The sequence below is a fragment of the Photobacterium frigidiphilum genome (genome assembly GCF_003025615.1).
GTDB classification, from domain to species: domain Bacteria; phylum Pseudomonadota; class Gammaproteobacteria; order Enterobacterales; family Vibrionaceae; genus Photobacterium; species Photobacterium frigidiphilum.
This window is the reverse complement of sequence record NZ_PYMJ01000010.1, coordinates 149,744-171,647: the sequence shown is the minus strand read 5'-3', so window position 1 is coordinate 171,647 and position 21,904 is coordinate 149,744. Positions and strand designations below refer to the sequence as shown.

Genomic DNA, 21,904 nt, shown 5'->3' with positions numbered 1-21,904 from the left:
ATCTATTAACTGTCGTTATTTGAATTATTAGGCCTATACCCAAGTTATCTCAAGATACTCGTTTCAGCGAGAATTTGTTGGGTTCTAGGCAAGGCACTTATTTATAGACCTAGTCGTTCTACGTTGAAAATTGGGTATATGATTTAGTAAGCACTATCGACCGCCTTTCTGAATATTGAGAATGCGCGGTTGTATCTTTTTGGCTCCATACCCTGTAATTCTTCCTTCTACATACTTTATTGCTTATAACACTCCTTATCCTCTTTTTAGCTGAGATCACTCTGAATCCTGCATCTTGAGGTAGCTTGGGTATATCGTTTACATGTCTTTGTGTTAGTGGCGTAATTCTGCCTATTTCTTAATATTTTGCGAATTGAATCAATGATACATGCTATGAGACTTGGCATTTCATTGTGTTGGTGTTATATATCACTATAACAGTGGGTGCGATGAGTAAGCGATCGGTGAATGACTGGAATGATGAACTACCAATATATAAACAGTTGAGCCAACGAATTATAGATCAGATAGCTGATGGCACGTGGCTAGAAGGTACGGCATTACCATCGGTAAGGGCTGTTGCCGCTGATTTGAAAATTAACCATTTAACCGTAATGAAAGGCTATCAGTTACTGGCTGATCAAGGATTAATTGAAAAGAAACGAGGCCAAGGAATGTATGTACTATCTGGTGCTATGGATGTTATTCAAGAAAACCAGAAGTCATACTTCTTACAGAAAGAGTTGCCTGATCTTGTAGATAAGTTAAATAGAATTGGTTTGTCGATTGATGAGCTTGTTATTGAATTAGAAAAGAATGGTAGAGTGAAAAGTGGAAGTATTGATTAAAGCTGAAAAGCTAAGTAAGTCTTATCGCCAGCAAAAAGCTTTATCGAATATCAGTTTCGAACTTAAAGCTGGGCAAGTTTTAGGTTTACTCGGTCATAATGGTGCGGGCAAATCGACATTGATTAAATCTATTCTTGGCGCCCAAGATTATACGGGTGAAATGAGTATTTTTGGATTAAATCCGCAAAAAGATCGTGCACAAATAGTTTCACAACTGGCATATATTTCTGATGTAGCAGTATTGCCCGAGTGGATGAAAGTCTCTCAACTCATTAAATATACAGCGGGTGTTCATCCTCATTTTGACCGAAAAAAAATGGATGAATTTTTATCAAAAACAGACATAAAGAATAAAAGTAAAATCGGCAGTCTTTCAAAAGGCATGAAAGTACAGTTACACCTTGCATTGGTGATGTCGACTGATGCTAAAGTATTGATTTTAGATGAACCAACGTTAGGTCTTGATTTGATTTACCGCGATACATTTTATCGTTATTTAATGGAGTGGTTTCATGATGGTGACCGAGCATTAATTATTGCGAGTCATGAAGTATCTGAAATTCAGCACCTGTTAACCGATGTATTAATGCTTCGAAAAGGTGAAGTGGTATTACAAGCACCATTAGCTGATATTGAAGATAACTATATAGCTGTAACTGTTGAGCAAGCGAATTTGTCTTCTGCAGAGGCATTGTCTCCAATTTATGAAAAGTCAGGTTTAGGGCAACATCATTTATTATTTGAAAATATTGAACGAGAGTTGCTTGTGCCATTAGGTAAATTGTCGCAGCCAAATCTAGCCGATATTTTCATTGCAAAACAACTGGAGGGTCAGTTATGAGCCCTGTTATCTATATGCTTGAGAAAGAATTCTTAGAGCATAAATTGGTTACACGTTTACCCTTGTTCTTGGCTATTTTTGCCGTTGTTAATTTTATGCTTGTGATGAGTGGCGGTGATAATTTAAATATCAGCTATCAAATTTCAGGTATGGATGAGTGGGCTGGTTTTTCTAATGTGACGGGTTATGCGGGTATTATCGGTAAATTGAATATTATTGTGGCTGGTATTGTCGCAACGATTACCTTCTTTTCTTATGTACCTAAAACACTACGTAAAGAACGCCAAGAAGGAAGTTTGATGTTTTGGCGCTCAATGCCAGTGTCAGACAATCTTGCGATAGCCGTGAAATTGATTTTTGCACTAGTGGTTATTCCTTTAGTCGCTTCGATATTATTATTATTTTCTGATGTCATTGTTTGGGTATTAGCGAGTTGGTTTATGCCTGCTGATATGTTGGCGACATCATCAATCAGTTTTGCTAGCTTGATTATGCATTGGTTTGATTTTTTAGGGCGCATGGTATTAGTGAGTCTGGCATTATTACCCGTTGCTTGTTTGTTGATGGTTTTGTCGCAAATCACTAATCACCCGTTGGTTACCTTATTTATTGCGGTCGTTATGATTAAATTAATGGCTTATATGGTATTTGGTAGCAGCGTAGTAGGGGATTGGATTAGCAAGATTTACAATCTGCCGTTTAAGATTTTAACCAGTGATAGCCCAGTTACAGTCTTCTCTAGTGTTGGCTCTGTGACATTAATCGCTTTATTAGCGGCAAGTATCGCACTCTTCTGGATGTGTGCGAAGCTACGTTCGTCAGATGACTTTGCTAGAAAGCTAGGGATGAATAGTTAAGGTTAAGTAATACCTAGAACTATTGTTATAAAAAAACGGAGAGCATAGGCTCTCCGTTTTTTTAAACTAAATTCGATGCTTAAGCTGCTGCTACGTTCGTTATGTAATGAACTTCACTTTTGTACTTACGTACATTTCGAGACAAAGTGCCTTTCGGAAGTTCAAAACGTTTTTCTGCTTCATAGCTTGATAATCCATCAAAGATTACTGCTGCAACGGCAGAACGTTGCTCTTCAGATTTAAAGATACGTTGAGCAATTAACTTAAATTGGGAATGTGTCATAACTCTACTCACTATTTTCTCTAAACTCAGATCCAATAGACTTACTACCTATTGAATTTGGTAAAAATGATTTATATGAGCTTATGATAACAACATTTACCCTAACGAAAGCTTAACCGATCAGCCTTAATCCTGTAGGTAGTGCATCACCGAAAACACGTTTAGTTTCTGCTTCTGTTAATACTTTGACCTCTGATACCATTTGAATCCAACTTTCAGGCGCTTTACTTGCTTTCAATTTGTTAATGACTTTGGTTCTATTTTCGTCATTAATATCGAGCGTACGGTCGCCAGTCATTCGGCTCATCATTACTGCGGCAAACCCAATGTTGGGATCTTTGCGCCAATCAAACTCCATGAGTTCTGGTAAACAGTATGAAATATGTTCAGACGATAGCAAATTATGCGTACTGCCATAAAAAGGACTACGCGTGCCAATACGGCCAAGAGCCCACCAATGTGCTTGTGAGTACTGTGGTTTTTGTAAGCGTCCAAATAATGATTCAATCAGTTGTAGCTTGTTTTCGAACGGTAAATGTTCAAGAGATGCCGCTAAACGTACCATGTCTTCGTAACTGCGCTCTTGCATTTCTTTGCTTAGCTTACCGTTACGTGTTGCATTCGGACTAATATATTTAGCGATATCTTTAAAAATAACAAGTTGCTGATCTTGGGTTAGCCCGCCAGCGATGCGACGCCAGAATGTCCACCAATCGCTCCATGTTTGCGTATTGGAATCAAATTGTACACCGTGTTGATACAATGCCCAGACTTGTTCCATGCGGAATTCATCTGCCGGGTAGCCAAAACCAGGGCGCATAGTGAAGCCCGTCAGTTTCAACCAATTACGTTCATGTATATCAGAGCGACGTCGACGTTTACGACTGTCGATTAAGGTATCAGCTAATTCACGTAAACAAGGTACGTCCCAGTTATCACGCTTACCAATCATTTTTTCGAGGTCGTTACGTAGCGTTTTAATTGCTTTACCGCTGTTTATCGCTTGGATATTTGTATTTTTACTGCCGCCATAAACGAGTTTAATGGCAGATTTTGCTTCATCGATACGATTAGGCAATAATTGCTCAGCAAGTGTTGAATTATCTTTATCTCGATTAAGGCGTGCTAAATTCTTACGGATAGCGAATTCGACTTTCCAGCGTTTATTTTCATCTGTCACGCTGACACATTCAATTTGAAGCGTACCCACTTCTGTTAGTTGGCAAGCTAGAGTCACTTCTTCTCGATCTTTTTGGTTTGCGGCTAATTCTGAACGATCTCGTTCACTGTCTAGTGTTGCAATAAACGGTGGAAGATCAACATAACTCCCTTCGTTGTTTTCTTCATCTATTGTTAATAATCCTCCCGCTTCAATCTGGCTATCATCAGTTGATGAAATAAGATTGAAACGAACAGGTTCCCCCAGAGTTAGAGCAAATTTACGTTGGGTTAAGCGAACTTCAGTGCCTTCTTCGGTACCTTTCGGTAATAAACAAATACCTTGTTGATTTTTCTTTTTATCACCCAGCATTAGGAAGAAAGAACGCGCTGAGCCACCACCAATTTTTAACTGTGCACCGTGCCGTGCTTTTGCATACGCAACGGCACCATAAGCAACGGCTAAATCAGGGTGGGGGTTACTTAACTCTGTGACACTGTCACCACGCCAATGTGAGAAAATATCAAGCACTCGCTTGGTCAAAAGTGGGCTATTGAACACACCACCGTTTAGCAATACAGCTGACGGAATAATTGGCTGGCCATCGATGAGGTCAATTTTTGTGTCAGCATGTTGATTATGAGTCAGTAATGCATCGCGGCAAACACTGTCGTGTAGATCAATAAATTGCGCGAGGTGTTTACTAATAGCAGGATCGGCCGCATACGGTAAACCAAATTCGACAACCGCCGCTTGTCTATGACTCGGTTGGTCGTCAAATTCTGTTTCAGGAAAGAAACCGTTTAGGGCAATATCATGTACTTCTTGTCGCGTTAGTTCTATTGTTTTGGCTCCACCGATTAAACGTGAACCACTACCCAGTAACGTGACTTTTGCAGTCTCAGGTGCGTTGCCAGACAACAGCTGTTCTTTTACTTTTCGTGTTTGCTGAATCAGCTTAGATAAACCTGCTGCACTTAATTTTTTAGTGTCGCCGTGTAGACGTTGTTCTGCTTTATGGGCGAGGGCTAAATCAAGGTTATCACCGCCTAGCATGAGGTGATCACCTACGCCGATACGGTTAAGAGATAATTTACCTTTTTCAGTACCGACTTTGATTAAGCTTAAATCGGTTGTACCACCACCTACATCACATACCATTAATAATGGTATGTCTTGAAGCAGTGTTTCAGCGTTCTTTTTATTTTGAGCATACCAGTCGTAACAAACGGCTTGTGGCTCTTCAAGTAAAAGTACATTGGGTAAGCCAGCCATAGCAGCAGCTTCGATAGTTAATGCGCGCGCACCTTCATCAAAAGATGCAGGTACAGTGATCACCACTTCTTGATGGCATAATTTGTTGTCAGGGTGGTGATAATCCCATGCTTGGCGTACATGGTTTAAATAGCTGGCACTGGCAACAACAGGTGAAACCTTTGCAATGTCGCCCGTTGAAGCAATTGAAGATTGACGGCTTGAAGACCAAGGAAGAATAGCTTCACTGCGATCAACACCAGTGTGTGATAGCCAGCTTTTAGCACTGACAACTTGACGACCTTCAACCTTTGCACCTAAATCGCGCGCGAATTCGCCAATAATGGCATTGTTAACTTCACCCTCGACTGGCTGAATGTTCCAAGGTAGCACGAGTTCAGCTTCATTCATTTCCCCTGGTGCAGGGTGGTAACGAAAAGACGGTAATAACGCTTTACGTGCAACTTCACCCGGTGCAATCAGTTGATCAATTTCAAATATTTTTATGGGGCTAACTTCAAGCTGCTGCGTTTTTTCGGCAAGAAATGCGGTTTTATCTAGCGCATGATCTGATGAATGCGGTTCAGAGTCTTGGGGAATGGGTGAGTAAGCAACAACTGTGTGTGTCGTACCTAAATCGATACCGACAAGAAAGCGAGGTGAAGAGGGTGAAGACATTTTTTGCTCCAGAGTCAGTCCTGAGATCATTGCACAATAGAGTGATGAAATTGAAATAAGCAATGAGAATGTTCAGGAGATACTTTGTTATAGGACAGCTGGTTTATACCATTCTTTATTAAAATTAGAAATTCGCTTCGAATGGTATATAGAGACCTAAAAATTACGGCGCATCGTATGATGCGCCGTATGTGTAAGGTTTTAAGCTTCGCGAACGTCGAATTCGACTTGCCATTTCTGGCCGCCATCGCTTGGAATTGCTTCTAAGCAAAGCGTGCCTAATTCTGTTACACGAGAGGCTAAGCGTACGGGAACAATCTCGCCAACACTACGACCATCAGAAACGGGCAGTGTTACCTGAATAGCCGGTAGCTCTTCCAGTTCTTCTGGTTGCCACCAATCTAGGTGAGTACCTACAGGATCTTCTCGACGAACGGTTGAACCGAAGAATTTAAATTGTACTGGCTGACCAATAACAAGTCCGAATTCTTGGCTAGGTACTTCAGCATGAGAGCCTTCTTCCATACCAAATGGTGCGACGCACAATGCTTCCAGTGGTGGTTCCATACCTGGAATTGCAGGCATAGAGCTTTCGATACCCACATAGTAGCTACTTGCGATACCACCACGAATACGTACACCTTGGCCTTTACGAACTGAACCATAGTAAGACGCACCACTTGCAACCGCTAGATCAAGATCTAACCCTTCAAGTAATTTTGCGTCTTCACTACCCGCTGTTGTTAGCCAGTTATTCATGATCGAGAGTAGGCGTTCTGAAATCAGCGATGATTTAAGCACACCACCGTTGAATAGAATCGCAGTCGGGCGAATAAAACCGTCGTGTAATTGGTCGTATTTCTCGAATAATTCATCAACCGCAGCAGACTGGCGGCTTAAGAAGTGCGCTACATGGCGAGTAACCGCGGCATCTTGTGCATACGGTAAACCCATTTGCGTTAGTGCACCACGTGCAGTTTGTACTGGGTGCTCTTCTACGCTTGTGCGAGGGAAGAAGCCTTCAACCAATGTTTGTTGCACTTCTTCTTGCGTTAGCTCAGTTTGCAACGTGCCACCAAGCAGTTTAGAGCCGCGGCTAGGTACAACAATTGGCACAGCATTTAATTCAGCATCGCTTAACAATGCTTCTTTAGCATCACGACAAGCATGAGTAATGGCTTGTATTTGCCAAGGTTGCAGCTGTTTACCCTCTTGAGCTAGCTTCATCTTTAAACGGTAAGCCAGCGCCAGATCCATGTTATCGCCACCAAGTAAGATATGGTCACCAACAGCAACACGGTTAAGTGTCAGGTTTCCATCTTCCTCAGTTACAGCAACCAATGAAAGGTCAGTTGTACCGCCACCAATATCGACAACAAGAATAATATCGCCAACATTTACTTGGTCACGCCATGTAGTATCGTTGTTCTTGATCCAGCTATATACCGCTGCTTGAGGTTCTTCAAGCAATGTAAGGTGTTTAAGACCAATACTACGGGCAGCTTCAGCCGTTAAATCACGTGCCGCAGGGTCGAAAGATGCAGGAACAGTAATCGTGACATCTTGGTCACACAGTGGCGTGTCTGGGTGTTGGTTATTCCACGCGTCAGCCAAGTGCGATAAGTACGCACAGGTCGCATCAACAGGGGATACTTTTGCTACTTCTTCTGGGCTATTTAGCGGCAAAAATGCGTCGCGACGGTTTACACCACCGTGGCAAAGCCAGCTTTTAGCGCTAGAGATTAAGCGAATAGGGGTTTTGCTGCCAAGCGTACGCGCCATTGCACCGACAATGGCATTTGGCTGGCTATTCCAAGGTAATGAAGTATCACCTGGTGCAAGCTCAGACTCGTGTGCTTGGTACATAAATGAAGAAAGCTGATCTTTCTCTTCAACATTACCTGGTGTGGTTAGTTGAGGAATCGGCATAACTTGAACGCTTGCATCTTCATCGTGCAAATCTACATAAGACAATACGCAGTGCGTGGTACCTAAGTCGATACCAACGCTAAATTGATGCTCTTGATTATCTGGCATTATAATTCTACCTCAGCGGCTGCTACGATACGTACATCGTGACCTTCTGCTAGTTTAGGCAGTTTAACATCAGTCACTTTCCAACCACGGTGGATTAGGGTGCCATTGAATGGCGCTTCGCCAACAACGTTACCTGTAAGACGTACTTCTGACGCATTAAAGCCAGCAGGTAATGAGATACGGCTCTCTTCGTCTTCTGAACGGATTGGGGCAAAGGTAAAGTATTCATTTAGTACTTTATGACCGCCTTCGTGAATAACACGGGCAGCAGCCCCGATTTCTGCATCGGCGAAGCCTTTTAGGTCTTCTTGCATAAAGTCAATAAAGCGAGCTTCTTGTTGAAGCAGTGAAAGCAGCTGAAGTGCAGCATCAGGTGCCGATGTTTTTAGTTTTGGTTCAACTTCAACAATCTTTTCAACTTCAACGATTTTTTCTACTGGGATTTCGACGATCTTCTCAACAATCTTTTCGACAGGTTTTTCAACCTCTACGATTTTCTCTACTTCGACTTGCTTTTCAACAATCTTTTCTACTTCTACTGGCTTGCCTTTTTTAGCAATATACAGTACCAATAAAACCAAAACTAAACCGCCTAACCAAGCATGACCTAAGTCAATCGTGGTTGGCATCGTTGACAAATCAACAGTCATACTAGAAAAATCAAAAGCCATAATTCGTTTACTCTTAACAGTGAAAAATCGATTCACTATGAACAATTTGGGATAAATACTACCATAACAGCATTGCATTACATCTAATCGAACAGCAATTTTTGTCCCAAAACTAATAAGAATCGGTGTCTTAGTCTATTTTACAACCAATCATGAGATTGACATAACTTTGTCATAGCTTGATGTTGATTTTGTTATACTTCTAAACCCAATAAAAAACCATGATATATATGTCGAGCTTATCCATTTGTAGATCAAAAACAGGGCTCTTTTTTCATCAATTAGCCCCTTATTTTTACTTGTGTCTGTGACTATCTCTATATCCTTGTGACTTCTGTATTGCACTACTACCCGTGTCAGTGTTTCAATAGGTATATTACTGGTTAGTATGAATGCATTTCAGGTGCTGTTTTTGATGAGTATTGCTAAAAACAGTGATTTAAATTTATGCTAAATAGAGCTGATTAAAGAAATAACAGGTTGAGATATGTCGTCTGATCATTATGGCACAAGTGCCAGCTATGCTCGTAAAGAGCAAGGTTACCGAGAAAAAGCACTGAAAATTTACCCTTGGGTCTGTGGACGTTGTTCTCGTGAATTTGTTTATTCTAACTTGCGTGAATTAACGGTTCACCACATGGATCATGATCATACTAATAATCCTCAAGATGGTAGTAACTGGGAATTATTGTGTCTTTTCTGTCACGATCATGAACATGAAAAATACACTGAACACGATCAACAAAGTGGCAGTGTTATTGTAGCGGGTGAAGATGATCACCAAGCTGCGACGTTTAATCCATTTGCTGATTTAAAAGCAATGATGAACAAGAAAAAATAAATTAAGACGTAATATCGAGCGATTAGACACTCGATATTAACGGTAAAGTAAAGGCAAAAAGAGCGGGGCTTATACAAGCACCGCTCTTTTTTTAGAAATATTGAAGCGCTTTTATTTTATCGCTACGCCCTAAGTATTGTTTGAATCCAGTTTTAAGGCTTAAGTTCCTAGAATCTGCATTGGTAATCGTAGTAGCTCATCACCTGTGCTCGCAAAGTACCATATAATACCGATTAGTGAACTTACTAAGCCGACATACCAAGCGAACGAGAAGATTTGGCCATAACGATCTAATGGCAATAAATGACTCTGATGACGGTGTTTCCATTCAAATAGAATTTCAACACAGCCCATAATCAATAAGAAACCGAATAACGTTAAGCCCAATGTATAGCTTAATACCACCCCCCCAATCGCAGCAGATAGGCATAACGCGATACCCACTTTACTGTTCATCGAGAAGCTGATGCTTTTAAGTACATGCCCACCATCTAAAGGCAGGATCGGTAACAGGTTGAACAAGTTTAATAGGGCATTGAAAACAGCAAGCCCAGCAAAGAACATGTTGCCAGTTACCCAATAGGCAATTACGCAGGCAATTGACATGATTAAGCCAAACAGTGGCCCCATAATCGAGATAACAACGTCTTGCCAACGCGTGTTAATTTTTTCATCACTTAATGCTAAACCACCCAAAAATGGGATTAAGTAAATGCCTTTCGTTTTCATACCAAAGTACTTCATCGCACGGATATGGCCGTACTCGTGAAATACTAAGCAAGCCAGTAATGCTAAGGCGAACTGAATTGAAAATAACCATGAATAAGCGGCAAGGCTGGCCGATGCTAATACGACTTTAATCAATTTTGCACTTTTCAGTGCTTTCATTCCTAACGATGCAAGACCAATTAAGCTAAAGCGGCGCTCTGCTTTAGGGGTAACTTGCGGTGTTTGTTGTTCAATGTCTTTTTCATTACGCGAGCCGTTAGCAACGAGCTGATCATTGGCAGTGGCTTTGTATTCAACGAAAAAAGGTTGCCAGCTAAGATTTACTTCTACACTGCATTTAATGACGTTATCGCCATTAGTCAGTTCAAATTCATGCAGGTGCTTATCGTTATGGTCGGCATGTGCATTAAGTTGTGAAACTAAGGTGTTATTCCAAAACAGCTGTTGCCAACCAGCCATAGAGCCTTCAATACGTAAAGGCTGGCCAAGAAAATCAATTGATAGTAATTCCAAGAGTCATTCCGTTTGTCGAAGATAAATCGATGAGGATTATTGCGCGTAATTATGCCGAGGTGATGTAAAGGCGTAAAGACAAATGATGAATGAGCATGCTTTATGGATAATCTAACGCTGATTTGATATCAGTTAAGTTTTCTTTAATCCAGTGTTTGTTAATGGCACCCCAGTTGGTAATTGTGTAGTGACCACTGTGGTTACGTTCGCCTTTTGTTTGCTGAAAGACACATTCGATGTCTAATTCAGCAAGGCTTTTTATCGTATCTTGCGCTGTACGACGCGGCATACCAGTGTATTCAATAAGTGCTGGTACACTTGCTATACCTGTCTCAATTAAGTGTGCAACGTACAGGCGACGATAATAACTTGATTTTGTTTTGCTGATTGTCATGGGGATTTAACGTCCTTTTAGAATGTTTGCCTTTAACGTTAAGAGCAAAAACGAGCACCTTGAGGTGACTTGGGTATATCAATAATAACATTAATTATCTTCTGCTTATATTGGCAATTATTTCAATTTATGTCGTGAAAATTGTATTGATTGTTCAGCTATTTGTTTCCTAAGTAATGATAAATAGACAGTCGTTGCGAATATTTTTCACTTACTTATCAAAATTCCCATCTATGACTAGAGTTAACAGTAACTCAACGAACACGGAGTAGACGTATGGAACATGAAAACCAACGTCGCATCGAACTTAAAGCCTTTATTTTTATCACTGTTATTTTATTTCCAATCTTGGCTTTTGCTGCTGTTGGTGGCTATGGCTTCTTTGTGTGGTTCCTACAAGTTGTGACGGGGTGAGGGGCTGTAATACAGCCTGTACACAGATGCCATTAATGAAGTAAGAAACGAGTAACGCTGGAGAGGTAATAATGAAAGTTTCTCGACGGAAGTTTATTAAAGCACAGGCTGTTGCTTCGGCAGCTGCTGCAGCAGGTATCTCAATACCAATAAGTGCGAGCAATGTTGTGACTGATGCTTCACTGACTAAGATAACATGGGAGAAAGCACCTTGTCGTTTTTGTGGAACAGGTTGTTCGGTTAACGTGGGCACGAAAGAAGGTAAAGTGGTTGCCACACATGGCGACATTAAATCACCTGTTAATCGTGGATTGAATTGCGTGAAAGGCTATTTTTTATCAAAAATCATGTATGGGCAAGACCGCCTGACTCAGCCACTGTTAAGAATGACTGATGGTAAGTATGATAAAAACGGTGAGTTTTCCCCAATCAGCTGGGATCAAGCATTTGATATCATGGCTGAAAAATGGAAGAAAACATTAAAAGAAAAAGGACCAGAAGCGATAGGCATGTTTGGTTCTGGTCAGTGGACGATTTATGAAGGCTACGCGGCTTCTAAGTTAATGAAAGCAGGCTTTCGTTCAAATAACCTTGAACCGAATGCTCGGCACTGTATGGCGTCAGCGGTTGTTGGCTTTATTCGTACCTTTGGTATTGATGAACCAATGGGTTGCTATGATGATATAGAAGCAGCCGATGCGTTTGTTTTATGGGGCTCAAACATGGCAGAAATGCACCCCATTTTGTGGACACGTATAACAGATCGTCGATTGTCTGTACCTGATGTGAAGGTATCTGTGTTATCCACGTTCGAACATCGTAGTTTTGAGTTGGCTGATCTTCCTATTATCTTCACTCCCCAATCTGATTTAGCCATTCTTAATTACATTGCCAACTACATTATTACCAACGACAAGGTCAACAAAGACTTTACTTCAAAGCATGTTAACTTCCGGCGCGGAGCTACCGACATTGGTTATGGGCTTCGACCTGAAAACCCACTACAGCAAGCGGCTAAGAACCCAGATAGTGGTGACTCGACACCAATGACATTTGAAGAATTCAAAGCGTTTGTGTCGGAATATACGGTTGAAAAAGCCAGTGAAATGTCTGGTGTTAAACCAGATAAACTGATTGAACTTGCCGAGCTTTATGCTAACCCAGAGATCAAAGTTACCTCGTTCTGGACCATGGGGTTCAACCAACATACGCGTGGCGTATGGTGTAATAATTTGGTTTATAACATTCACTTGTTAACAGGGAAAATATCCACTCCAGGTAACAGCCCATTTTCTCTAACAGGTCAGCCTTCTGCGTGTGGTACAGCACGAGAGGTGGGTACTTTTGCCCATCGATTACCTGCTGATCTCGTGGTCGCTAATCCCGAACATCGTAAAACGGCAGAAAAAATCTGGAAACTACCTGATGGCACAATACCAAGCAAAGTAGGGGCACACGCGGTATTGCAATCTCGGATGCTAAAAGACGGTAAGATCAATGCGTATTGGATCCAAGTGAATAATAACTTGCAAGCAGGAGCAAACATAAACGAAGAAACCTTACCGGGCTACCGTAATCCAGACAATTTCATTGTGGTTTCTGAAGCCTATCCAACCGTCACATCACAAGCTGCTGATTTAATTTTACCGACAGCAATGTGGGTAGAAAAAGAAGGTGGATATGGTAATGCTGAACGCAGAACTCAACTTTGGCACCAAATGGTTGAAGCACCAGGAGAATCAGAATCAGATCTTTGGCAGTTGATGGAGTTTTCAAAGCGCTTTACAACCGATGAAGTTTGGCCCAAAGAATTACTAGATGCCAATCCAGATTACAAAGGTAAAACGTTATTCGATGTTCTGTATGTTAACGGTAAAGTGAACAAATACCCGCTTAGCGATCTTGCTGAAGGAAAGTTGAACGATGAAGCTAACTATTATGGTTTCTATGTTCAAAAAGGTTTATTTGAAGAATATGCCGAGTTTGGTCGTGGGCACGGACATGATTTAGCACCCTTCGATATGTATCACGAAACACGCGGTCTACGTTGGCCGGTTGTTGATGGAAAAGAAACGTTGTGGCGCTATCGCGAAGGGTCAGATCCTTATGTAAAAGAAGGGGCTGTTTTTGAGTTTTATGGTAAACCAGACGGTAAGGCGATCATCTTCGCATTACCGTATGAGCCGCCCGCAGAAAGCCCCGATGAAGAATATGACATGTGGCTAAGTACGGGCCGTGTTATTGAGCATTGGCATTCAGGTTCTATGACACAACGTGTGCCTGAATTGTTTAAAGCCTACCCAGATGCGCAAGTCTTTATGCACCCTGACGATGCAACATCGCGAGGATTACGCCGTGGTGATGCAGTAAAGGTGGTCTCTCGCCGTGGTGAGATTATTACACGGGTAGAAACGCGAGGTAGAAATAAGCCGCCAATAGGTTTGGTGTTTGTTCCATGGTTTGATGCTAGCCAACTCATCAACAAGGTGACACTGGATGCAACCGATCCACTGTCTAAGCAAACTGACTTCAAGAAATGTGCAGTCAAGATTGTGAAGGCATAAGGGGGAATGACAATGAAACGATTAATGTTGGCGATTTTATTCTCGGCGGTAGCAATTGTGGGCATAACGGTAAGCGTGGCCGCTACCGTTGATTCTGATTTAGCGACGCTCAGAAAAGTACCGCTTAATCAAGAACCAACTCCGCCACCCATGAGTAAGACACTCAATACAGACATAATACCTGCGCGTAGCTACCCTATGCAGCCTCCACTTATTCCTCATAAAATCGATAACTATCAAGTCGATGTAAAGGCGAATAAATGTATGTCTTGTCACGCAAGAAGCCGCGTGGCAGATACGCAAGCAACCATGATCAGTGTGACCCATTACATGGATCGTGATGGTAATTTCTTGGCAGAGCTTTCACCTAGGCGTTACTTTTGCCAACAATGCCATGTAACGCAATCAGATGCCAAATTGCTGGTGGATACTGATTTTACCGATCTTGACTCGTTAATAGGTCAAGAGCCGTGAGGGAGAAACCAGTATGTGGATTTGGATTAAAAAGTGGTGGAGCGTTATTAGGCAACCCCCTAAATATTTTAGCCTTGGTTTTTTAACATTAGGCGGATTTATTGCAGGGATCATTTTCTGGGGCGCATTTAATACGGGAATGGAATTAACCAATACTGAAAAATTCTGTGCCAGTTGTCACCAGAATGATGTGTACCAAGAAATACAAAGTACTATTCACTTTACGAATCGTACCGGTGTACGTGCTATTTGTTCTAATTGTCATGTACCGCATGATTGGACCGATAAAATGGCGCGTAAGATGCAAGCTTCTAAAGAAGTGTTTGCTTGGCTTACTGGGGCAATATCGACCCCTGAAAAATTTGAAGCTCGGCGGCGTGAAATGGCTGAACGGGAATGGGCTCGGATGAAAAAAAATGATTCATTAGAGTGCCGCAATTGCCATGAATTCGTCTATATGGATTTCACTCGTCAATCAACACGTGCTTCAAAGCAGCATTCAACGGCGCTCGCCGATGGCAGTAAAACGTGTATAGACTGCCATAAAGGTATTGCACATCACTTACCTGAAATGAAAGGGGTTGAAGGCTTTTAAAATAAAAATCGTGTTTTAGTGGAAACCAAGATTGAAATGAAGCGAGTCATGATTGTTCATGGCTCGTTTTTTTCGATCTTGTAAATCAGAGCCTGTAAATCAATAAGGGTAATTTGCTCAATTTTTATCATAAATTGCGCTCTTATTGCCACAAAATGACGCCTTCATACCACTTCAACCAACAAACGTCGGCTATTTCTTTCACAATGCAACTATTGGTAATACAATGCTGAGCGTCAAAAAAAAATAGCTTGGGTGCATGTCTGTTGCATACCAAATAACAAATATAACTAGGTTTCACTTTTTTATTTATGAGTAACTTTACGCCTCCCACATTTACTAAAGCGCTTTTACATCCACGTTATTGGCTAACACTATTCTTTGTTGGGCTAATGTATTTAATTAGTTGGTTACCTTATTTTATTCAATATCGAATGGGGCAGGGAGTAGGGCGCTTAGCAATGCGTTTTATGAAAAAACGCCGTAAAATCATTAATCGTAATTTAGAGCTTTGCTTCCCGAACATGTCGAAAGACGAACGCGAAGTGATGATTAAGAAAAATATAGACAATACTGGTCTCGCGCTGTTCGAATCAGGAATGGCTTGGTTTTGGCCTGATGTACGTGTTAACCGTCACGTTGATATCAAAGGCCTAGAGCACATGAAAAAGCTGGAAGCTGAAGGCAAAGGGGCATTACTCGTTGCAGTACACTCTATGAACCTTGAGTTAGGCGCACGTGCATTTGGTATTAAAATGTCGGGCACGGGTGTTTACCGCCCAAACGGCAACCCTTGTTATGACTTTTTCCAGTACCGAGGTCGAGCACGTTCAAACCGTACGTTGATTGATCGAAAAGACGTGAAAGGCATGTTGCGTGCTCTTCGCCGTGGTGAGCGTGTTTGGTATGCACCTGATCATGATTACGGACGCCGTCGTTCAACGTTTGCCCCTTTATTTGCCGTTGATAACGCATGTACAACAACTGGTACGAGTTTATTAGTGGATGCGACAGATTGTGCTGTTGTACCTTTTACTATGGTACGAGACAGCGCTTCTGGTAAGTACACGTTAACCATGTACCCGCCAGTTGAAGGTTTCCCTCATAAAAATCCTGAAGAAGGTGCAGCTTTCATTAATAAGATTGTAGAAAACTCAATTATGCAGGCACCTGAACAGTACATGTGGTTACATCGACGCTTTAAAACTCGTCCAGAAGGCGAAGCGTGTTTATATACGCAATAATACCAAGCGAGTATATTATGACCAACTACTTACCTAGAATGGTATTACGCTAGAAATTTAGAAGCCCACAACAGTGGGCTTTTTATATCAACGTACGTCAGTACTTGTGCATTGATCGTCTCAATCATCAATTAACGTGCCGTTTTGATAATCCTGAATAGTTTGGTTTATTTCATCCATCGTATTCATCACGAAAGGCCCATAGTGCACAACAGGCTCGTCAATTGGAATACCTGAAAGCAGCAAAACGCCACTGTCTTTTAAGGCAGAAAGTGCTAATCCTTCGCCCTGATCTAAGATTGCCATTTGTCCTGCAATAACGGTTGTACCTTCTACTTCAATTTCGCCTTTATACACATATAGCATGGCTTGGAAATCGGGGTTTAAACAGCTGCCGAATGTTTCACCACTACCAGCTTGCCAATCTGCAATTGTGGTTGGTACACCTGTTTTTTGTAATGGACCAGTTAGGGTTTCCCCTTTAATGGTTAAATCACCTGCAATAATGCGAATAAGGTTTTTCGTATTAAATGCTTTTTCTGTGATTTCTTCTGGTTGAAAATCATGATATTGCGCGGGTAGCATTTTTTTTGCCGCAGGAAGGTTTATCCAAAGCTGGAACCCATGCAGCTTTCCGTCAGACATGACTGGCATTTCACTGTGAATAACCCCGCGACCTGCCGACATCCATTGCGCCCCGCCATCACGTAACTCGCCAGTATTACCCATATGATCTTTATGCTGAAAGTGACCATTTAACATATAGGTTAATGTTTCAATTCCTCGGTGAGGGTGCGATGGAAAGCCACCAATATAATCATCTGGAGTGTCAGATTTAAGTTCATCAAGCATTAGGAATGGAGAGAATAATCCGTTATCAAAACCATGAATACGTTGAATTTTAACACCATCACCATCAGATGATGGGTGTGATTGAAGAATCTGTTTAATACGTCTAATCGCCATAAGGCCTCCGAACTGAAACTCAGATTTTGAATTCAACTGAGTGATGCAATCAGTGTAGAGCGACGATGGATCAGTTAACAGACAGCAGAAGTGAACAGCTTATTAGAAAAATTCGAATGAGTTGTATAACTAAGTTAGATATTCAAGTGACCTAGATATTCAAATGCTCTTGTATTCTTTGCCATGCTTCACAAATTATTCTGAATTGATGCGCATCGCCATTAGGTCTATCTGGGTGCCACCGCAATGCAAGTTTACGCCACTGACGACGAATCTCGTTAGGCTTTGCGTCGATAGTAAGTTCTAAAGTCATTAAATCTTGCTGATTGATTGTATGAAATGTATGCCGTGAACTTGATGGATTCTGTGCTGATTTTTTTGAAGAATGAATGCCAATATGATCTTGGTAACGGTGCCAAAAAGAAGAAAGTAAGTTTTGAATGGTTGCAGTATCAGCATCGTAGTTTTTCCAATTTAAATAGTATTCACGCAGTGGGTCGTTGAATGCTATTTGATTATTGTTCGAGCTAAGATTATGAGAGAGCTGAATGTCCATTGCTTGTGCTTGCAACCATTGTTCTGGCAGCAACATTTCTTGCAGTTGATATAGTGCATTCATCAATAGAAAATTGCGCTTAAATAGATCTTTTTCCGGCTCGTTATCCAGCGTTGATAGTATCCCTCGTTGTTTTAATTCTTCTGAAAGGGTATGGATCATCCAACCTGTTGGCTGCTCTTTTAATAGCGTAATGATGGGCCAAATAAGAGGATTGTCATGGTGTGATTGGCAATATGATTGCTCACTATTCATTTGCATATAAAGGTCATATCCTTGATTGCTACATTCGCAATGAATAAAGCTTATCTATTGTTTACTATAGTGAAAGTTTAGAGTAATTCAATTGATTAGTCATATCAGCAGATGATCTGTGAAATGATTTGCAGGGTCGTGAACGTAGACATGAAAAAGTAGGGGGTGGAATAAATAAAAACGAGACCTTAACAAAGTCTATTTTGTTATCGATCTCGCTATATTTATTTAGGTACTTACGCAGTATTAGTCGCGGAAGTTATCAAACTGGAAGGGTTGACCTAATTCTTCATTATTGCGAACTAACGCCATTGCTGCTTGTAAGTCATCACGCTTTTTAGCGGTTACGCGTACTTTGTCACCTTGAATCGATGCCTGAACTTTTAGCTTTGCATCTTTAATTGTTTTTACTACTTTTTTTGCAGTGTCAGATTCAATGCCTTGCTTGAATTCAACATTACACGCCCACGCTTTACCTGTACGTACTGTGTCTTTTTGCGTCATTGATTGTGCATCAACTTCGCGTTTAGCCAGGTTTCCACGAAGAATAGAAACAAGCTGCGTTAGCTGGAAGTCAGATTCAGTCGTGATTTTTACGATTTCTTTTTCAAACGTGATGCTTGCTTCAACATTTTTAAAATCAAAACGTGTTTTTAGTTCACGTGCTGAGTTATCTACAGCATTTCGAACTTCTACAAAATCGACTTCAGAAACAATATCAAAAGATGGCATGTGTTCAACCTTAGTTGTGATGTCAAAGGGTAAGTTAACCAATGTATATCAACCTAATAACAGTATATATGACACTTTACGAAAAATGCACTGTCATGAAACGGGTTAATATCGCCTTATATTAGACGTGTTGTTGGTACTAAACCTTGGTTTGGTTTTAGTTGCTAAATCTAATGGTTTAGCTTTGGCAATGCAGTATTTTAACAGAAAATAGATACAGTATTTGAGTAACTGTACCTATTTATCTGATTTTATTTACGTGTTTTGATCGCGTCAGCAAGCATATCTAGCATAGTGACGGTATCTTCCCAGTTTACACAAGGGTCTGTAATAGATTGACCGTAGACAAGTTCTTTTTCTTTTCCAGCAACAACAGCTTGGTTGCCTTCAATAATAAAGCTTTCAGCCATAATACCCGCAATGTAATTGCTGCCTTCACGAATTTGAGTACAGATATCAGCTGCGACATCAAGTTGACGACGGTGTTGCTTTTGGCAATTACCGTGGCTGAAATCAACAACAAGGCGTGTTGGTAAATCAAATTCAGCCAGTGTATTACATGATGTTTCAACATCAGCTTGGTGGTAATTTGGCATTTTGCCACCACGTAAAATCACATGACCGTGTGGGTTACCTGCTGTACGGTAAATCGTCATTTGACCATTTTTCGCTGGTGAGCAAAATAGGTGAGATTCACGTGTTGCACGAATCGCATCAATGGCTATTTTGATATTTCCGTCAGTACCATTTTTGAAACCAACAGGACAAGAAAGGGCTGAAGCCATTTCACGGTGAATTTGAGACTCAGTTGTACGCGCGCCAATTGCTCCCCATGTGATTAAGTCAGCAAGATACTGTCCTGTAATCATATCAAGGAATTCAGTAGCAGTAGCCAAACCTAAAGCATTTACATCCACTAATAACTTACGTGCTTTATGTAAACCTGCGACAAAATCTAAGCTACCGTCAAGGTGTGGATCTGAAATTAACCCTTTCCAGCCTACAACGGTACGAGGCTTTTCAAAGTATGTGCGCATAACAATACAAAGTTCATTTCTGTATTGTTCCTGAACAGCAACAAGGCGTTTAGCATAATCCATTGCTGCATCTGTATCGTGAACAGAACATGGTCCTACGACAACTAAAAGTCGAGAATCCTTACCGGTTAGGATGTCTTCAACTTGACGGCGAGAATCAGCAACGTGCGCTGCAATTTCGTCAGTAATAGGAGAGACAGCTTCAATTTCTGCCGGAGTTGGCATTAACCCTAGGCTAACGGTACGGAGCTCATCAGTTTTCATTGGCATAATACGTTTGCCTACCTTGGTATATCAAAAAATAACGACGCGTTAAGATAGCCCAAAAGCCATCAGGAATAAACCAAACTTGTGATATGGCTTAGATTTTTCATTGTTGAATGCCGTTTTTTTAGTAATACCTGCTGGATTGTTAGCCAATAGTAAGTTATGAACATAAAATGACCAAATGGGTTGATGTATTAGTCGCTATAGATAGGGCTAATACATGCATAAAGATAAGTACGAGTAATTTTTATTCTTATTTTTTGAATATTTTTGCAATTTAATATTTTAAAGGCTTGCTACATTAATCATGAAACAGTAATGTCAGAATAAAGCAATGAAACATGATTAACAGTCACTTATCTATTTTCTGTTGCAATGTTTTCCCTCTTGGGAAAAGGTAGCGAGCAAAAGTTGAGATTGCATGTTTAATGCATGATTATTGGTGGTTTATTTTGATGGTGCTGTATCTAATACCGTTTTCATGGAAGTATTCAGATGACGTTATAGAAGATGATGCGCCATTAAGGTAGGGCTGTTTTGTGTTTACATTGTTTTATAAACGGCTTTGACAAACTTAAGCTTCTTAAATGAGGGCGATGTCATCAATGGATGATAACGACACCTCGCGCACTTTTTAACATGGTTGTATTGGTGCCTTATGACAAATAAAACTCAGGCTGAACTGAATTATTTAGAATTACTGACAAACACTGCTCAATTAGCGAACGAGGAGTGTTCAATTGGCTTAGTATCGCTAGATGTTTTGAGTCAGTCACTTATCGGTATTCATCCTTATGCGGTCGTTAATACACATAAGCTGGACGACAAAAAGCAACAGGAAGTACTTGAACTTGCGGGGGAGCATGGCGCACCTTCGGAATACTATGTCTCTGAATTGACAAACGCGTTAGTTAGCGCAGCTCAAAAAATGAAGGGTAAGCCATTAAAGGTAAAACTTTCAGGGGCAGATTCGCATACGCGCAGTGAGTTACTGGGCAGTGAATTAGAAAATAAAGAAATAAACCCTCTGATTGGTTTGCGCGGTGTTTCTCGTTTTGCAGAGAAGAAGCATCGAGGTAGCTTTGAACTTGAGTGTGAAATTATTAAACGTGCTCGTAATGCTGAAGGTATGGTCAATATTGAATTGGTTATTCCGTTCGTTCGTACGTTAAGTGAATCTGCAACCATCATTGATCTATTAGCTGAGCAAGGTTTGTGTCGTGGCGCAGATGGTTTGAAAGTGCACATTATGTGTGAATTACCGGGTAATGCATTGTTAGCCGATAAATTTTTACAGTACTTCGATGGTATGGTGATTGATATTGATCAGTTAGCTCAGTTCACTTTGGGTCTCGATCAGAGTAATGCTTCACTGAGTTATCTGCATGATGACCAAAATGAAGCGGTTTTATCATTAGTGCAGCAAGCCCTTAAATCGGCTGCCAATACAGGTAAACCTTGTGATGTAGTTACACATTTCATTCATCAAGCACCCAAGTTACAGCGTTGGTTGCTTGAACATGATGTTGATACGGTTATTTGTCAGTAATCAGCGGATTTAACCGATAGATCCGTGTTAATACTTCTGAAGTAATAACATCGAATAAATAGACATAGAAAAACGGCATCTTTAAGGCTTTTAGTTATATATACCCAAGTTACCTCAAGATGCTCGTTTCAGCGAGAATTTGTTGG

20 protein-coding genes are annotated in these 21,904 nt (G+C 40.9%); 10 read left to right on the top strand and 10 right to left on the bottom strand.

The genetic code is table 11. The features are described 5' to 3' along the window. Window positions 1–464: 464 nt before the first annotated feature. Genes C9J12_RS12450 through C9J12_RS12440 form a run of 3 tightly spaced genes read left to right on the top strand, consistent with a single transcriptional unit; the run spans window position 465 to window position 2,546 of the window. Window positions 465–848: a GntR family transcriptional regulator gene (locus C9J12_RS12450; protein WP_107243020.1), complete on the top strand. Its 384-nt coding sequence runs from the start codon at window positions 465–467 to the stop codon at window positions 846–848. Beyond that, window positions 832–1,689 carry an ABC transporter ATP-binding protein gene (locus C9J12_RS12445; protein ID WP_107243005.1) on the top strand — a complete coding sequence of 286 codons (858 nt, stop codon included), beginning with the start codon at window positions 832–834 and terminating at the stop codon, window positions 1,687–1,689. The genes C9J12_RS12450 and C9J12_RS12445 overlap by 17 nt, the downstream gene beginning before the upstream one ends. Further along, window positions 1,686–2,546: an ABC transporter gene (locus tag C9J12_RS12440; protein ID WP_107243004.1), complete on the top strand. Its 861-nt coding sequence runs from the start codon at window positions 1,686–1,688 to the stop codon at window positions 2,544–2,546. The genes C9J12_RS12445 and C9J12_RS12440 overlap by 4 nt, the downstream gene beginning before the upstream one ends. Window positions 2,547–2,625: 79 nt before the next feature. Here C9J12_RS12440 and C9J12_RS12435 read toward each other — a convergent pair whose 3' ends face one another. The 4 genes from C9J12_RS12435 to C9J12_RS12420 form a co-directional block, all read right to left on the bottom strand. Beyond that, window positions 2,626–2,829 (bottom strand): hypothetical protein, encoded by a 204-nt coding sequence (locus tag C9J12_RS12435; RefSeq protein ID WP_006232059.1) that lies wholly within the window; start codon window positions 2,827–2,829, stop codon window positions 2,626–2,628. A 112-nt stretch (window positions 2,830–2,941) separates the two neighbouring features. Then, complete coding sequence (locus C9J12_RS12430) at window positions 2,942–5,920, bottom strand: Hsp70 family protein (RefSeq protein WP_107243003.1); 2,979 nt, start codon at window positions 5,918–5,920, stop codon at window positions 2,942–2,944. A gap of 201 nt (window positions 5,921–6,121) precedes the next feature. After that, on the bottom strand, window positions 6,122–7,957 hold the full coding sequence (locus tag C9J12_RS12425) for an Hsp70 family protein (RefSeq protein ID WP_107243002.1): 1,836 nt from the start codon (window positions 7,955–7,957) through the stop codon (window positions 6,122–6,124). Continuing rightward, window positions 7,957–8,607, bottom strand: a complete 651-nt coding sequence (locus tag C9J12_RS12420; RefSeq protein ID WP_107243019.1) for a DUF2760 domain-containing protein — start codon at window positions 8,605–8,607, stop codon at window positions 7,957–7,959. The genes C9J12_RS12425 and C9J12_RS12420 overlap by 1 nt, the downstream gene beginning before the upstream one ends. A 508-nt stretch (window positions 8,608–9,115) precedes the next feature. Here C9J12_RS12420 and C9J12_RS12415 point away from each other — a divergent pair. Next, a complete protein-coding gene (locus C9J12_RS12415) occupies window positions 9,116–9,469 on the top strand; it encodes a YajD family HNH nuclease (protein ID WP_006232055.1) in 354 nt (117 codons plus the stop codon). A 159-nt stretch (window positions 9,470–9,628) separates the two neighbouring features. Here the strand turns inward: C9J12_RS12415 and C9J12_RS12410 are convergent, their stop codons facing one another. Together C9J12_RS12410 and C9J12_RS12405 are read right to left on the bottom strand one after the other, a co-directional pair. Next, window positions 9,629–10,711: a site-2 protease family protein gene (locus C9J12_RS12410; protein WP_107243001.1), complete on the bottom strand. Its 1,083-nt coding sequence runs from the start codon at window positions 10,709–10,711 to the stop codon at window positions 9,629–9,631. A gap of 100 nt (window positions 10,712–10,811) precedes the next feature. Next, window positions 10,812–11,105: a winged helix-turn-helix domain-containing protein gene (locus C9J12_RS12405; protein WP_107243000.1), complete on the bottom strand. Its 294-nt coding sequence runs from the start codon at window positions 11,103–11,105 to the stop codon at window positions 10,812–10,814. Between the two features lie 276 nt (window positions 11,106–11,381). On the opposite strand from C9J12_RS12405, the gene C9J12_RS12400 reads away from it, so the two are divergent. The 5 genes from C9J12_RS12400 (at window position 11,382) to lpxL (ending at window position 16,396) form a co-directional block, all read left to right on the top strand. Next, entirely contained in the window at window positions 11,382–11,519 is a 138-nt protein-coding gene (locus C9J12_RS12400) for a periplasmic nitrate reductase, NapE protein (RefSeq protein WP_081470346.1), read from the top strand. A 71-nt stretch (window positions 11,520–11,590) separates the two neighbouring features. After that, the gene (napA, locus tag C9J12_RS12395; RefSeq protein ID WP_107242999.1) at window positions 11,591–14,083 is read left to right on the top strand and encodes a nitrate reductase catalytic subunit NapA; all 2,493 of its coding nucleotides are present in this window, start codon (window positions 11,591–11,593) and stop codon (window positions 14,081–14,083) included. Between the two features lie 12 nt (window positions 14,084–14,095). After that, window positions 14,096–14,557, top strand: coding sequence for a nitrate reductase cytochrome c-type subunit (locus C9J12_RS12390; RefSeq protein ID WP_107242998.1), 462 nt, complete (start codon window positions 14,096–14,098; stop codon window positions 14,555–14,557). A gap of 13 nt (window positions 14,558–14,570) precedes the next feature. Then, the gene (locus C9J12_RS12385; protein ID WP_011218729.1) at window positions 14,571–15,152 is read left to right on the top strand and encodes a NapC/NirT family cytochrome c; all 582 of its coding nucleotides are present in this window, start codon (window positions 14,571–14,573) and stop codon (window positions 15,150–15,152) included. 311 nt (window positions 15,153–15,463) lie between these two features. Beyond that, the gene (gene lpxL, locus C9J12_RS12380; protein WP_107242997.1) at window positions 15,464–16,396 is read left to right on the top strand and encodes an LpxL/LpxP family Kdo(2)-lipid IV(A) lauroyl/palmitoleoyl acyltransferase; all 933 of its coding nucleotides are present in this window, start codon (window positions 15,464–15,466) and stop codon (window positions 16,394–16,396) included. A 120-nt stretch (window positions 16,397–16,516) separates the two neighbouring features. Here the strand turns inward: lpxL and C9J12_RS12375 are convergent, their stop codons facing one another. The 4 genes from C9J12_RS12375 to C9J12_RS12360 form a co-directional block, all read right to left on the bottom strand. Then, window positions 16,517–17,362 carry a pirin family protein gene (locus C9J12_RS12375; RefSeq protein ID WP_107242996.1) on the bottom strand — a complete coding sequence of 282 codons (846 nt, stop codon included), beginning with the start codon at window positions 17,360–17,362 and terminating at the stop codon, window positions 16,517–16,519. 151 nt (window positions 17,363–17,513) lie between these two features. Next, the gene (locus C9J12_RS12370) at window positions 17,514–18,179 is read right to left on the bottom strand and encodes a DNA-J related domain-containing protein (RefSeq protein WP_107242995.1); all 666 of its coding nucleotides are present in this window, start codon (window positions 18,177–18,179) and stop codon (window positions 17,514–17,516) included. 240 nt (window positions 18,180–18,419) lie between these two features. Then, window positions 18,420–18,905, bottom strand: coding sequence for a YajQ family cyclic di-GMP-binding protein (locus C9J12_RS12365; protein WP_107242994.1), 486 nt, complete (start codon window positions 18,903–18,905; stop codon window positions 18,420–18,422). A 251-nt stretch (window positions 18,906–19,156) separates the two neighbouring features. Next, on the bottom strand, window positions 19,157–20,212 hold the full coding sequence (locus tag C9J12_RS12360; protein WP_107242993.1) for a 3-deoxy-7-phosphoheptulonate synthase: 1,056 nt from the start codon (window positions 20,210–20,212) through the stop codon (window positions 19,157–19,159). 655 nt (window positions 20,213–20,867) lie between these two features. Here C9J12_RS12360 and C9J12_RS12355 point away from each other — a divergent pair. Then, window positions 20,868–21,758, top strand: a complete 891-nt coding sequence (locus C9J12_RS12355; protein ID WP_107242992.1) for a putative PEP-binding protein — start codon at window positions 20,868–20,870, stop codon at window positions 21,756–21,758. Window positions 21,759–21,904: the final 146 nt, after the last annotated feature.

What these genes read in the sequence shown, in the direction of transcription:
- C9J12_RS12440 (WP_107243004.1), top strand. Translation starts at nt 1,686, where the DNA reads ATGAGCCCTGTTATCTATATGCTTGAGAAAGAATTCTTAGAGCATAAA.
- C9J12_RS12390 (WP_107242998.1), top strand. Translation starts at nt 14,096, where the DNA reads ATGAAACGATTAATGTTGGCGATTTTATTCTCGGCGGTAGCAATTGTG.
- C9J12_RS12370 (WP_107242995.1), bottom strand. Translation starts at nt 18,179, where the DNA reads ATGCAAATGAATAGTGAGCAATCATATTGCCAATCACACCATGACAAT.
- C9J12_RS12430 (WP_107243003.1), bottom strand. Translation starts at nt 5,920, where the DNA reads ATGTCTTCACCCTCTTCACCTCGCTTTCTTGTCGGTATCGATTTAGGT.
- C9J12_RS12415 (WP_006232055.1), top strand. Translation starts at nt 9,116, where the DNA reads ATGTCGTCTGATCATTATGGCACAAGTGCCAGCTATGCTCGTAAAGAG.
- C9J12_RS12365 (WP_107242994.1), bottom strand. Translation starts at nt 18,905, where the DNA reads ATGCCATCTTTTGATATTGTTTCTGAAGTCGATTTTGTAGAAGTTCGA.
- C9J12_RS12425 (WP_107243002.1), bottom strand. Translation starts at nt 7,957, where the DNA reads ATGCCAGATAATCAAGAGCATCAATTTAGCGTTGGTATCGACTTAGGT.
- C9J12_RS12435 (WP_006232059.1), bottom strand. Translation starts at nt 2,829, where the DNA reads ATGACACATTCCCAATTTAAGTTAATTGCTCAACGTATCTTTAAATCT.
- C9J12_RS12360 (WP_107242993.1), bottom strand. Translation starts at nt 20,212, where the DNA reads ATGCCAATGAAAACTGATGAGCTCCGTACCGTTAGCCTAGGGTTAATG.
- C9J12_RS12405 (WP_107243000.1), bottom strand. Translation starts at nt 11,105, where the DNA reads ATGACAATCAGCAAAACAAAATCAAGTTATTATCGTCGCCTGTACGTT.
- C9J12_RS12375 (WP_107242996.1), bottom strand. Translation starts at nt 17,362, where the DNA reads ATGGCGATTAGACGTATTAAACAGATTCTTCAATCACACCCATCATCT.
- C9J12_RS12355 (WP_107242992.1), top strand. Translation starts at nt 20,868, where the DNA reads ATGACAAATAAAACTCAGGCTGAACTGAATTATTTAGAATTACTGACA.
- lpxL (WP_107242997.1), top strand. Translation starts at nt 15,464, where the DNA reads ATGAGTAACTTTACGCCTCCCACATTTACTAAAGCGCTTTTACATCCA.
- napA (WP_107242999.1), top strand. Translation starts at nt 11,591, where the DNA reads ATGAAAGTTTCTCGACGGAAGTTTATTAAAGCACAGGCTGTTGCTTCG.
- C9J12_RS12385 (WP_011218729.1), top strand. Translation starts at nt 14,571, where the DNA reads ATGTGGATTTGGATTAAAAAGTGGTGGAGCGTTATTAGGCAACCCCCT.
- C9J12_RS12420 (WP_107243019.1), bottom strand. Translation starts at nt 8,607, where the DNA reads ATGACTGTTGATTTGTCAACGATGCCAACCACGATTGACTTAGGTCAT.
- C9J12_RS12400 (WP_081470346.1), top strand. Translation starts at nt 11,382, where the DNA reads ATGGAACATGAAAACCAACGTCGCATCGAACTTAAAGCCTTTATTTTT.